12 protein-coding genes are annotated in these 11,983 nt (G+C 38.5%); 4 read left to right on the top strand and 8 right to left on the bottom strand.

What is annotated here, in order from left to right; translation table 11 throughout:
* Window positions 1–483 precede the first annotated feature (483 nt).
* Together E5A76_RS14665 and E5A76_RS14660 are read left to right on the top strand one after the other, a co-directional pair.
* Entirely contained in the window at window positions 484–879 is a 396-nt protein-coding gene (locus E5A76_RS14665; RefSeq protein ID WP_053988217.1) for a hypothetical protein, read from the top strand.
* Window positions 880–896: 17 nt separating this feature from the next.
* On the top strand, window positions 897–1,691 hold the full coding sequence (locus E5A76_RS14660; protein ID WP_161119370.1) for a phosphorylase: 795 nt from the start codon (window positions 897–899) through the stop codon (window positions 1,689–1,691).
* A gap of 41 nt (window positions 1,692–1,732) precedes the next feature.
* Here the strand turns inward: E5A76_RS14660 and E5A76_RS14655 are convergent, their stop codons facing one another.
* The 3 genes from E5A76_RS14655 to E5A76_RS14645 form a co-directional block, all read right to left on the bottom strand.
* Entirely contained in the window at window positions 1,733–3,253 is a 1,521-nt protein-coding gene (locus tag E5A76_RS14655) for a methyl-accepting chemotaxis protein (protein WP_053988215.1), read from the bottom strand.
* A gap of 189 nt (window positions 3,254–3,442) precedes the next feature.
* Entirely contained in the window at window positions 3,443–4,096 is a 654-nt protein-coding gene (locus E5A76_RS14650) for a nitroreductase family protein (protein WP_107165130.1), read from the bottom strand.
* Window positions 4,097–4,234: 138 nt separating this feature from the next.
* Complete coding sequence (locus tag E5A76_RS14645) at window positions 4,235–4,612, bottom strand: hypothetical protein (protein ID WP_161119369.1); 378 nt, start codon at window positions 4,610–4,612, stop codon at window positions 4,235–4,237.
* Between the two features lie 212 nt (window positions 4,613–4,824).
* Here E5A76_RS14645 and E5A76_RS14640 point away from each other — a divergent pair, with 212 nt between their 5' ends.
* Window positions 4,825–5,106 (top strand): hypothetical protein, encoded by a 282-nt coding sequence (locus tag E5A76_RS14640; protein WP_053988212.1) that lies wholly within the window; start codon window positions 4,825–4,827, stop codon window positions 5,104–5,106.
* A gap of 47 nt (window positions 5,107–5,153) precedes the next feature.
* Here E5A76_RS14640 and E5A76_RS14635 read toward each other — a convergent pair whose 3' ends face one another.
* The 4 genes from E5A76_RS14635 to E5A76_RS14620 all read right to left on the bottom strand — a co-directional run bounded on the left by E5A76_RS14635 (window position 5,154) and on the right by E5A76_RS14620 (window position 10,423).
* On the bottom strand, window positions 5,154–5,666 hold the full coding sequence (locus E5A76_RS14635; protein ID WP_161119368.1) for a hypothetical protein: 513 nt from the start codon (window positions 5,664–5,666) through the stop codon (window positions 5,154–5,156).
* Window positions 5,663–6,733, bottom strand: a complete 1,071-nt coding sequence (locus E5A76_RS14630) for a cytochrome-c peroxidase (RefSeq protein WP_316247335.1) — start codon at window positions 6,731–6,733, stop codon at window positions 5,663–5,665. Before E5A76_RS14630 ends, E5A76_RS14635 begins: the two co-directional genes overlap by 4 nt.
* 185 nt (window positions 6,734–6,918) lie before the next feature.
* Window positions 6,919–8,388, bottom strand: a complete 1,470-nt coding sequence (locus E5A76_RS14625) for a C69 family dipeptidase (protein WP_161119366.1) — start codon at window positions 8,386–8,388, stop codon at window positions 6,919–6,921.
* A gap of 232 nt (window positions 8,389–8,620) precedes the next feature.
* A complete protein-coding gene (locus tag E5A76_RS14620; protein WP_161119365.1) occupies window positions 8,621–10,423 on the bottom strand; it encodes a hypothetical protein in 1,803 nt (600 codons plus the stop codon).
* Between the two features lie 225 nt (window positions 10,424–10,648).
* Between E5A76_RS14620 and E5A76_RS14615 the strand changes: the two genes are divergently transcribed.
* Entirely contained in the window at window positions 10,649–11,125 is a 477-nt protein-coding gene (locus E5A76_RS14615) for a mechanosensitive ion channel family protein (protein ID WP_161119364.1), read from the top strand.
* Window positions 11,126–11,224: 99 nt separating this feature from the next.
* Here E5A76_RS14615 and E5A76_RS14610 read toward each other — a convergent pair whose 3' ends face one another.
* Window positions 11,225–11,560: a hypothetical protein gene (locus tag E5A76_RS14610; protein WP_161119363.1), complete on the bottom strand. Its 336-nt coding sequence runs from the start codon at window positions 11,558–11,560 to the stop codon at window positions 11,225–11,227.
* Between the last annotated feature and the right edge of the window lie 423 nt (window positions 11,561–11,983).

Raw genomic sequence — 11,983 nt, 5'->3', positions numbered from 1 at the left:
ATTTAATGTTAAATCGGTATTTTGAATCGTAATATATTGATTATAAAAAGGGAGCATTGGCTCCCTTTTTTCATTTAAATATTAATGAAAGGTGAAAGAATAACAACACCAAGTACTGCCATTAATAAACTGATGCCAGTTGGTATAATCCATTGATTTTTTTCTTTCTTGCTTGTCATAAGTTATTCATCTCCTAAATCCATTGTAAGAGTTACGCTGTTTAACATCCTGTTACGCGTCTAACTATTATGAATTAAGCATAGATATTAATCTCACAGAGAGTGTGAAATAAATGTTAAATTGTGATCTTTAGCCAATTAAATAATGCAGGTGGAAAGGTTTATAAAATATAATATATATGCATACTGTTTAGTTAGTGGCATTAAATAACAAACCGAAACACAATATTCCATTTTTATCACTACTCTTTTTAATAAATTAGGAATAATTTAACTACATACTTCCTTTGTATGGAGTTTCACCATGACTAATTTCAAATATGCTAGCGAAGAATTACCTTGTTTTATCTGTCATACACATAAGGCGACAACCGAGTTAGGTTGGTTTACTCCCAGTATGAAAGACGATGTTGTTGATCAAATTAAAACCATCTTGTCGCATGCTGATACGGATTATGAAGAGTATTTTTCGGTTAATATTGTATGTACAGAAGACGAAGCACGTGATTACTTGCTACTTAACTACTATGGTTATTCAGAGCATGAAATTAATCATGGCCAAGTTAATTCAGAAGATTTAACAGAAGTTAATGATCTTATTTCAGAGCATATGACAACTGAAGGTGTCGCCACATTTAAGCATGAGATAGCTTTACAAAGTTGTGAGCATTGTACGCCAGAAATTGACGAAGATTATTAATGCTAAAAAGGTAAACTATGCTGTGGGAAGTAGGAAATAAAAAATCATCACAAGGTGTTTCTACAGGCGAATTATTACCATTAACGAATAACGATATTATTGTTAATCAGAATGGTGTTGATTTTATTGTTAATATCGAAACTAAAAACATGAAAATCAAACATTCACCAAATGTCGTCATGCATGATCCATTTTTAGCACCTTATAGTCCCACAGTGTTTATCGACGACATTGGTTCTAACCATGTTTGTATCTTAAATAAATTCCCTATTGTTGTTCCGCATTTATTAGTTTGTGCTAAAAATTATATTCCGCAAACGTCACCGTTGGTATTAAATGATTTTAAAGCATGGATTGAAGGCATTACTGATAACGGTGTGTTGGGTTTTTTTAACTCGGGAGCAATAGCGGGTTCAAGCCAAATGCATCGTCACATGCAATTAATTCGTACGGCATTACCATTAGAATCTGTCATTTTAAATGGTCAATTACCATTTAATTATGATCTGCTATTACTTGATGATTTAAATGCAGAAAGTTTGTATCAGCATTATTTATCTGTAATGGATAAAATGCAGCTTTATACATCATCAACGTTTAACGGATTAATTGAATGTTTACCTTATAATATTTTATTGACTAAGCGTTGGATGTTACTTGTACCAAGAACAACGAATCAAATAGGTGAGATGAAAGGGCATGGGGTAAATTTTATTGGGCGTTTTTTAGTGAGTTCACATGAGCAACTGCAATGGCTAATAGACTATGGTTTTATGCGTTTTCTCACTGATTGTAGCGTGATTAAAAAGTGAAGCCGCTGAACAACTCAGCGGCTTATTTTTATCTTAAACGTTTAAGTAAATGCTTTAGATAGATTAACCAGCTGTGCCGAGTCTTCTGTCATATCAGACATTGTTTCAGTGATGGTATTGATTTCTTTTAAATTGAGCTTTGAAGCATCGTAGATCTGGTAACTGTTACTATTGATTTCTTTTGCAACCATAGCTTGCTCTTCGGCCGCAGTCGATATTTGATGAGAAAGTTGGGATATTTGATCCATCAGCGCCAAGATATTACCAATTTGGTTGGAAACATTTTCTACATCAGAAACACACACTTGCGACTTTTCGTTACCGCTTTTCATGCGATCGACCACATCGTTGAGTGACGATAATATATAGTTTACCGATTTTTGGATTTGCGATGTCGCATCATGGGTTCTTACGCTTAAAGTTCTTACTTCATCTGCGACGACAGAGAAACCACGCCCATGCTCTCCCGCACGTGCTGCTTCAATAGCAGCGTTGAGTGCAAGCAAGTTGGTTTGCTCTGAAATGCTTTCGATTTCTTGCAAAATGCCTGTGATCATTGTGGCTTCATTCGACAGCTTTTCGGTAATACTGCTCGTTTCGGTGATTTCATCTGTAAGCAAAGAGATATGCTTAGAAGTGAGTTCAATTAATTCCGACGACGCATTACAGGCTTTTTCTCCATCAGAGACTGTCAGTAGGGTATTTTGGCAATTCTCAGCCACATGAGTAATGCTTGATGACATTTCTTCAATTGCTGTTGAAATGCTGTCGAGGTGGGCATTTTCTTCTACTATGTTCTCTTTGCAGGTTTCAGCAAGCGCAGCTACCGTGTTGATTTCACTATCGACATTTGAAGAGGCTTCGTGTGTTCGCGCAAGAATCGCTTTGATCTGGGCATCTCTTAATCCCATTACAAATTCAGCATGGTTATTAATATTGTCGTTATAAATATGAATACCGATACTGTCGTAATGTTTCTTTAGACGGTTCTGCCATGCAGGAAAGACAATCACTTCTTGCTGGTAAATAGCCGCAAACAGAGCAGGGAAAAGTAAGCAAAAATAAGGTGAGACTATGATTGTGAGCAGGGCTGAGATAATACAGCCTAATGCAAATAAACTGTTTTTGGTTAACGAGGAGGTTGCAGGTTTCAGTCTCTTCCCTTGCTTAATTTTTTTATAAATACATTCCGCTTTATTTTTTAATTCATTGGAAAGGGGTAAACGCACAGACTGATAGCCAATCACGACATTGTTTTCATAAATTGGTGTCACAAAGGCATCAACCCAGTAGTAATCACCATTTTTACATCGGTTCTTTACTGCACCACGCCAAAACTTCTTTTGTTTAATGGTTCGCCATAAATCTCCAAAGGCCTCATTAGGCATATCAGCATGGCGTAAAATACTGTGGTTCTTTCCCATGACTTCTTCACGGGTGTAGCCTGATATTTGGCAAAAGGTCTCATTGACATAAGTAATATTACCTTTGATATCAGTAGTTGAAACAATTTGCTCATGGGCATTAAGTTTAATTTCGGCTGATCTACCAGTGTCTGTCATAACATAATCCTCTGAGTTGATAGGGTTAAGTATGACGAGAAATTAGATATGCGCAAGGTTGCCTATTGATAAATATCGGTTATTTGCCTTATTTGTGAGAAGTATTTCTAATTCGGAGCAGTCTATTTTGTAATCGAGAGATTTGTAATAAAAAGCTGCGTTCACAGCTTTTTATTATCATTGGCGAGATTAAATTCTTTTAATGATTTTTTCAGCAGGCATACGTGACTTTGGTAACTTCGCATTAAAATCACTTTCATCATGGTAGCCAATAGCAAGTGCAACCGGGCAGGAGAAACCATCAAGCTCTTGGCTGAACTCTTTTTCTACCAGCTGAACATCAATGCCTTCTAGCGGTGTTGAATCGATTTTTAAGCGGGCTAATACGTGTAGCATATTACCAAGAGCAAGATAGAGCTGCGCTTTCGTCCAGTTAGCGTTGTAGCCATTTGGCTCGGTATACAAATCGGCAAAACTAAACTTGCTGACAGCATCGTCTTTTTTATCTTCAGTCAGACGTCCATCTAGAATGTTTTGATCAATGACCGCTGTAAAATCTTGTTTGGAATAATGAGTATTATGGGCAAACAAAATGATGTGGCTAGCGTTGGTTGCGTGTGGTTTATTCGGAAAGAATTTATTGGCGAATGTATTGCTAAAGCGTTGTTTCGCTTCATCTGATTCTAAAATAATAAAACGCCAAGGTTGCGAGTTAATAGAAGAGGCTGACAAACGTAGCGCTTCTTCAATAATTGCCATATTTTCAGCGGAAATCTTCTTGCTAGGATCGTAACTTTTGGTGGTGTAGCGCCAAGTTAAGTCATCAATAATTGGACTGTTCATATTACCTTCTGATCTTATTATTAGTTATATTTTTAATAAGTGGGGGCAAGAAGCTAAATTTCAAGAAAGCAGAAAGTGGCGACAACAAGATAAGAGAATGACTATGGTGCACCGAGTTGTACACCATAGCGAAAGGAATTATTCAGGGCAGCAAGTATTACAGCCTTGCAGGGCAATTTCATGTTCTAGCTCAATCATGCCATCAGCGTTTTTGCTGGTTTTGATTTCTCTTTCAATTTCAACCAAATCATCAGGATCAACGCCCGTGGTTTGCATTTCTTCTTCTGAGTAAGCAAACGCGTTTAATAGCAGATAGTATTTCGCTTCATCTACCGAGCAAGTTACCGTTGTTAAAATATCATCTGGGTAATCATTGCTATCATTAACAATAGCGTTTACTTGCTCAAGCACAGATTTATGCATCGCAGGTGTTAGCCAACCTAGGCTTGCTTCTGCTTTTTGCTGGCGGCAGTCAAAGCAAGGTAAAAGGGCAGTATAAAGATTAAAATTGCTCATGGTGGATCCTAAAAATAGCTATGGCGATGAAGGTGTGATTTGTCACGATCATAAACGCATTTGAATTGCGGGTATATTAGGAAATTATATTATCTACGTCTAATGAATGATGGTGTTTTATATTGGTTTATACGGAGATAGCACTACAATTTGTAGATGGTATGATATTCTATTGATAAATCATTAAGATAAAGTTTAGAGAAGGATATTTGATGAAAAAGCAGGTGCTATTTTCCCTGATTGCATTGGGACTAGTAGGTTGTGCGGGAACACCGTCGAACAGTTATACCGTGAAAAATGCAGCGGGTGTTTCTTCTTGGGAACTTTGTCGTAATATCGGTTATCACGAGTTCTTTAACCGTACAGATAAAGCGGCAGAGCTAAAACAATACGTTACTGAGCGTGGTGATATTGCGCCTGAATCGTGTGCTGCGGCGATGGAAAAGGGCAAAGAGTTTGCTGCGCAAGAATACCATCGTAATACTGGTTTATAAGTAAAGTATAAAAAGCCACAGCATCGGTAAGGTGCTGTGGCTTTTTATTATAAATTCGTTGTGATGATCTGCACTTTTACTGCTTCGTTAGGCTTACCTGTTAATTTTAAGGTATAGCTTCCCCATTCGTGGGTGTTTAAATGGGTGAGGTATTGGTTTTGCTGTTCACATTGTAAGTTAACAATATAAGTGCCTTGTACATCTGCACCAACCATGGTGACTTGTACTTTGGGTGTCACACCCACGATAAACTTCTCATCCCATTCTTTAATTGCTAGTTGAATGTAGGTTTCACCTTGGGCATTGAGCTTAGTATTAAAGCCTAACTGCTTATCTAAAATAAACTCTTGCTGACTGGCTTCATCAAGGGTTGATGCTGTCGCAATGACTTTGGTTGGCATTGTACATAATGGTTGATAGCTCTTAGCAAAATAATCGTTACGCCCTTTGTGCTCAGGGTTCACATCAGTTGCTGCACTCACTGCCATTGATTGGCTAAACAACACGCCTAAAGTAATTAATTTAATCGTCTTGTTCATGGTTTTGTTTATGGTGTTCATGACTTCACTTTAAAAGGTGGAAGACAGTTCGGGCTGTCTTTTTTATTTTTTAATGGCACTAACTGGCAGAAAGGATCTTGGTGTGGCTGCGCAGGTAGTTTGGTTATGGTTAGACTTTGAAGAAAAGCAACGAGGGCTTTTTTCTCTGTTGTCGTTAATCTAAATCCTGTGATTTTCGGATCTTTGTTGAGGTGTAACCGACCATCACCAGCGTTATTACCCACACTGATCACTCGTCCACCAGCAGCATAATGTTCTATATATTGTTCTAGTGATTGTACGCTGCCGTCATGTCCCCAAGGGGCGGTTTGGCTAACATTGATCAATGAGGGAATACGGTATTTACCATCATCAGAGTCGTTATGGCTAAAGCTGGCTTTTCCACGCTCATGGGCTGGGTATACATAGTTGCCGTCTTGGTTTTTTATTCCATATAAACCTGTACTGACATAGATAGGATCATCTTTGCGCTTAGGGGTATTAAGTAGTTCGCCACTGTGACATTGCGAACATTTAAGCCGTTCGCTATTAAATAGTGCCCATCCTGCTTTTTGTTGATCGGTTAATGCTGCTGAGTCACCTGCTAAATAACGGTGATACGGAGTATCTAAACTCGTAATGGTTCTCACATAGCTTGCTAGTGCATCTATCACTTTGCTGGAGGAAAACTCAGGTGACTGAAAACTAGCAGTAAATAAAGGTGTATAAATATCAGATGCTTGTTGTAAACGATGTAGTAATAACGGCTCAGTCATACCCATTTCTGTTGGGGTTGTACCAAACAGTGGTAGCATGATGGTTTGCTCAAGCGTATTAAGTCCATCTCGGCTTTGCATGAACTGTGAATAGTGCGCTGTATTAAGTAAAGCTGGGGTATTTAATGTAGTTGGTTTGCCATTAATATCAGGCACTTTGCTAAAGCGATTGCTCCAGCCAAGATCAGGAGAATGACATAAAGCGCAGCTACGATTGCCGAGTTTGGATAAGCGAACATCATTAAACAGGTATCGACCTAAGGTGATTTTTGCTTCTTGTGATGGCGATGAAGCAAAAACAGTGCAAGGCACGAATAGCAAAAACAATGAGCTAACAAGTGAAAGGAGTGTTCGCATTTTGTTGAATAAAGGTCAGTTCAATGCCCCCATCATATAAGATGCGAGAAAAGAATATATATCCTTATTGTTTCAAAATGCGACACTGAGCGAGATGTAAATAAGAGAGCATACTGATGCTCTCTTATTGTTGTACTAATTTATGCTCCTTCGAAGTGATAAAGCATATCGGTGTCATGCGTCATCTTTGTTAACAACGTATTTGTCAGATCATGAGTCAGTGTTAGCGCATCATCCATGGTTTTTTGCTCAAACTGGTTGATCAGTGCTTGGGCTTTTTTAGGCTCTTTCTTGTAAATCGCTAAGTATTGTTTTTCTAGCGCTTGCTGTTTTACAGCAGTTTGCTGTTCAAATTGCTGATAGGCTTTTTGCACAATAGGCGCAAACTCATTCCAGTTTGTCATTGCAAGGGTTTGTAGTTTGCGGAACTGCCAGTTAGCAGATTGATCGTCAGCTTTATCGTTACCTAATGTAAGTGCTTTGGGTACTTGTGTCATGCCTTGATAGTAAGGGATATAAACACTTAATGCTGACATACCGTAAGCCATGTATTCCGTTTCACCAATCGCAATCGGTAATGATGGACGCACTTGAAGAATATGGGATTCTTGGGTTCTAAATACTGAAATAGGGCGGTAAGGCTCTTTAGGATTATTATTAGCGTACGGATCGTGAGACGTACCTTGGTAATGATTTCTTAAACCTTGTTCAACGTCGTTAATTGTTAATTTATGGGTTGGCGTTAAGAATACCGGGAAGTTTTCACCCTGATCGATTTTGGTCTGTAGCCCTTGGGTATACATGTGCTGTAACGTCCACACACGTGGGTAGTTATAGGTCACATCGTTTTGGGTATCTTGCGAGTAAGCTTTGTGGAAATTAAAGGCTTCACCTGTCACTGGCGTATATAAAGCATGATTTTCGGCAAAGCTAACTAACGTTGGCGACGCTAAGTAATCGGGATTATGAGGTTTATAAGTGGTTAAACGACCTTGGTTAGCCGAAACAAAGTATTTATCCGCAGGAAGTTTTTGTGCCATCCATTGGTGACCACTACCCGTTTCTAAATACCAAATACCCGTTTTATCAACAAATGCGACACCAAAGCCTTCAGATGCACCTTGTTTTTCGATGATCTTACCAAGTAACTCAACACCTTCTTTAGCGGTACGTACTCGTGGCAAGATCACGTTCTCAATCGCATCTTCACCAATACCTGTTTTAGTGACATACGGATCGGCAGCGAGTGCTTTGTCACCGTTATAAATGGTTTCTGTCGCAGAAATACCAACACCGGCAGAGTTAAAACCAGCTTCTCCCATGCTGGTACCTTTAGTGTCGTAATCAGACAATGAAGTATATTCCAATGCATGTTTGGCTGCTGGGTAAGTAAAGTCGTTGGCGTTAGATTTAAAGTCAGCTTTTTGCTTCGCTTCTGCTGGATGGTAGATAAATTGTTTGGTGTTATTGGCTTGGTAATCTTCATTACGTGCCACAATGAAAGATCCATCTTGGGTTGCTTGGTTGCCAACTAAAATGGTGGTACAGGCAAAGCTTGGCACACTGAGTGTGGAAGCAATAAGTGCGGAGAGTAGTGTGATTTTTTTCATCGTCTGTATTTAAGTGAACGTCATAGTACGTACAGTTAAACAGGCGAAGAAAAAAGAAAATGTGACATTTGTCATATAAAAAATTTGACGCAGTGCACACTAATTTTGCACAGATTATGGGAGTAAAAATCGGTTTGGCTGTAGTTGGTAAAGGTCACTCACATTAATAATAAAAAAGGAGAAAACGAATGATCGTTTTCTCCTTTATACCACTTAGCAAGTTAGCGGAGCTTTACTGAGGGTATTCTTCTTCCTCTTGGCGACGAATATAACCGCCCATTTCTTCTTCATGATGTGGAATTGCCGTATTTTGAGCACGAGTTTGTTTGTTGATCTCGTGAATTTGCGAGGTATTCATTAAGTCACGTTGGCTAGTAATTGAAGCGATAGACTCACGATCTTTTAAGAATATGATTAAGTCGTTACGAATACTATCTAGCTCATGATCGTTTTTGTGCATTTCCAAAATAAAGCGTGGATGTTCTAAGTTATTAGAACCTGATGAAGCAAACGAGCTACTCACAATGCGGCTTACAATGATCCACGGGGTAATGCTTGAACGTACTAAGATATTTTCAGAACGAGTTGAGTCATGAATACTGTTACCAGTTGAGATCTTCGATTCAGTAAATGTACCTTCCACTTTCAAGTACATTACATTACTTTCAAACATCATCTCAGCAAAAAATAGATGACTAGCATTAACTAAAATACTACCCAGAGCTTTTAAAATACAGGCGATAAAGAACAGTTGCGTTACCTTAGTGACAGTGTGACCACCAGTGAGGACACCTGCAATCGATAAGGCAGAGAATAAAATTGCTACAGCAGCACCAATTAATAATAGGTTCCCGCTAATTAAGCTGAAAATACGTGTGCTGTTTAAGGCTTGATCGACTTCAACCTCTTTATATTTCGGCTGCACTTCTTGTAATGTTTCGCCTGCAAAACTGCCTTTCGCTTGTACCTGTTCGTTAAGTGTTGGCTTCAACTCTTTATAAACGCGGTTCGGTACTTCCTTGTAACGACGATTCGCCATTACGAGGTTATCAAGGTTAATGAAGATTTCATTGGGATGAACCGACTCTTGCCAGTTCTCACGCAACTCTGAAACTTCGACTTTTGGGTTGGACAGCGACAGTCGCTTATTAAGCATTAACGCCACAATCAGTGTTACAAGTGTTGCACCCACAATAATGGCAGCAATAAAGACTGAATTGTGCAGTTTACTGAAGTAGCTAATAAAATTTGTTACTCGGGTTGTTCCAGCAACCACCATTGATAGTTTTAGCACTAAACCAATACCAACAGGCAATACAGCAGCGGCAATGAGTGTGCGAATAAACTCACTGTTAGACAAGCGAGGCACACGGGTATCAGCCATACGGCTTAAGCGCAGCCCAGTTAAGGTCCACATTATCATTAAGCCAAGTGTCAGCACCACAGAGTAAACAGGGAAAACTTGCTTACCTAATGTGCCAATAAAGCCTGTTAATGAAATAAATGCCACTAAGCCGTAACACAATAAAGCCACAGCAGTATTAGCCCACGCAGCACATAAACGTTGCGCAAGGTTACGGATGGGATAGGGCATGTAAATAAGGCTTGGGAAAATGCTATGTAGGGTATGAGCAAGAAAGCCTTTAGGCTCAACAAAGGTGGCGTTTTTACGCCCAACTAGCATGTCGGTAATTGTACCTTCTGAATAGGCAACATACGCATCTTCCTGATAAGCATGTTCAGAAGTATTGCTATGGTTGTGAGCCAATGAGGTTGGGTGGTTACGGCCAACAAAGTATTTTAGCGTGGCAGAAATACCACGATAAGTCGTCATAATCCCGCTTGCTAATAAACCCAAAGCAAACAAGATCATTATCCAGCCGGAGAAAGTGCTATGACTTACGCTGCTTGCTGCGGCAAACAATGCGTAGACACCTAAACAAATAACAACAATGCCTCGAGCTGCGGTTACTTTGCCTTCTGTTTTAAATGGGTTTTTAAGCCCTAAATCAATTGACCCATAGTCAAATGCCATCAACAAACTCCCTGATCAGTGCAATATATCCGCGATAAATTAATTAGCAAATACATCATTCAAAATTCTGCTTGATGATATTGATATACGTTATATGAATGTCAGGGTTTGTTGAATTTCTGTATAAATCATTGTCAAAAAAAGTTTGTGTAGGCATGATTTTGTTATTAATGAATGACTAATCAATCAATTAGTTTTGCAAAATCAGAGTGAGAAAAGACATATATGGTAGATAACGCGGTTATTCAGGCTATCGTCGTTTTTGTTTTATTTATTGTGGTGAGCATTGTTATTGATAAGGCGTTGAAGAAATTAGCCTGTCGATTTGATTCTGAAGCCTCAAGCTCATTTCGATTAATGTCTAATTCGCAGAAAACCATCTTAATATTCGTTGGTGCAATACTGGCATTTTCTAAACTTGGTTTTGATGTTACAGGCATTGTGACAGGGCTTGGCTTAACTGGGTTTGCGCTTGGTTTAGCTCTGAAAGATGCCATTTCCAACCTTGTCGCAGGCGTGATGATTGTGTTGTACAAGCCAATTAAATTAGGTGATCGAATTGAAGTGGCGAACTCAAGAGGGCAAGTGGTGGATTTGAATCTACGTTACATCACGATTAAAGATGACGGCGCGACACATTTGATCCCAAATTCACTGTTCCTGAGTGATAAAATTACCATTAATAACATTGAAACGAATTAAGTTATTAGTCGCTGAGAATTCTATATTTGAAACGATATCCCCTTAATGACAGCTCAGTCATCAAGGGGATGTTGGTATAAGCCGTGTTAAGTTAACGCATTAGCCATTGAGCATTATCACAATCGCCATGATTGAGACTAATCCTATGACATTGAGCACACTATAAAGAATCGTCTTTGGCATGGTAAATGTCAGATGATTGAAATCGTATTTAGAGCCAATGGAAGTAATGGTTAAAGGTAGTATCACCAGTAATCCGAACATCCAACGAATGGTTGGAGTGATCAAATAACCAATTTGGGTTTCAGCGATAATAAAGCCAATCACAGCGATAACCAGTGTGGTAATAGAAACTGCAAAAGTGCGGTTGTAGGAATCCATGAGCTCAGCTAATGCTTTGTATTCTTCATCGGTAAATTGGGATTGCTTGCTCATATTAATCACGCCTACAAGGATTTAGAAAAGAGTGTTGATTGTAACGGATAATGAAGCAGAGTTAAAAAATCATGATTTGCTTTATTGGTATATCTATCAATAAAAATAAGGTGTTTTATTTTTGACGCTAAAGAGTCAAATTCTTCATTAGCATAAGATCATAAAGGATCAAATATGACGTTAAGCTCGATCCGTTCGATGAATAACAATCAAAGATAACAAATAAGTGCTTGTATTAATAAGGGTTATTTATAGTCATAAATTAACTTTTCAACGTAATATTATGCGTCAATAAAGTGGTGCTATAGAGGTGTTTTTTTGACGTTTATTTGCTTAATAATTTCTTACAAATCAGTAAGATAAATAGTTTTTCATATTCAATCTCATTCATTATATTCACACCACTTTTGTTAATTATGTGTG

Origin of the sequence: Photobacterium lucens, from assembly GCF_009873615.1 — a bacterium.
GTDB classification, from domain to species: domain Bacteria; phylum Pseudomonadota; class Gammaproteobacteria; order Enterobacterales; family Vibrionaceae; genus Photobacterium; species Photobacterium lucens.
This window is presented reverse-complemented; position numbering and strand designations above follow the sequence as displayed.

Excerpts from the sequence above, each read along its gene's own strand:
- E5A76_RS14640 (WP_053988212.1), top strand. The coding sequence starts at position 4,825 with ATGAAAAAGCAGGTGCTATTTTCCCTGATTGCATTGGGACTAGTAGGT.
- E5A76_RS14660 (WP_161119370.1), top strand. The coding sequence starts at position 897 with ATGCTGTGGGAAGTAGGAAATAAAAAATCATCACAAGGTGTTTCTACA.
- E5A76_RS14665 (WP_053988217.1), top strand. The coding sequence starts at position 484 with ATGACTAATTTCAAATATGCTAGCGAAGAATTACCTTGTTTTATCTGT.
- E5A76_RS14610 (WP_161119363.1), bottom strand. The coding sequence starts at position 11,560 with ATGAGCAAGCAATCCCAATTTACCGATGAAGAATACAAAGCATTAGCT.
- E5A76_RS14635 (WP_161119368.1), bottom strand. The coding sequence starts at position 5,666 with ATGAACACCATAAACAAAACCATGAACAAGACGATTAAATTAATTACT.
- E5A76_RS14645 (WP_161119369.1), bottom strand. The coding sequence starts at position 4,612 with ATGAGCAATTTTAATCTTTATACTGCCCTTTTACCTTGCTTTGACTGC.
- E5A76_RS14620 (WP_161119365.1), bottom strand. The coding sequence starts at position 10,423 with ATGGCATTTGACTATGGGTCAATTGATTTAGGGCTTAAAAACCCATTT.
- E5A76_RS14655 (WP_053988215.1), bottom strand. The coding sequence starts at position 3,253 with ATGACAGACACTGGTAGATCAGCCGAAATTAAACTTAATGCCCATGAG.
- E5A76_RS14650 (WP_107165130.1), bottom strand. The coding sequence starts at position 4,096 with ATGAACAGTCCAATTATTGATGACTTAACTTGGCGCTACACCACCAAA.
- E5A76_RS14615 (WP_161119364.1), top strand. The coding sequence starts at position 10,649 with ATGGTAGATAACGCGGTTATTCAGGCTATCGTCGTTTTTGTTTTATTT.
- E5A76_RS14625 (WP_161119366.1), bottom strand. The coding sequence starts at position 8,388 with ATGAAAAAAATCACACTACTCTCCGCACTTATTGCTTCCACACTCAGT.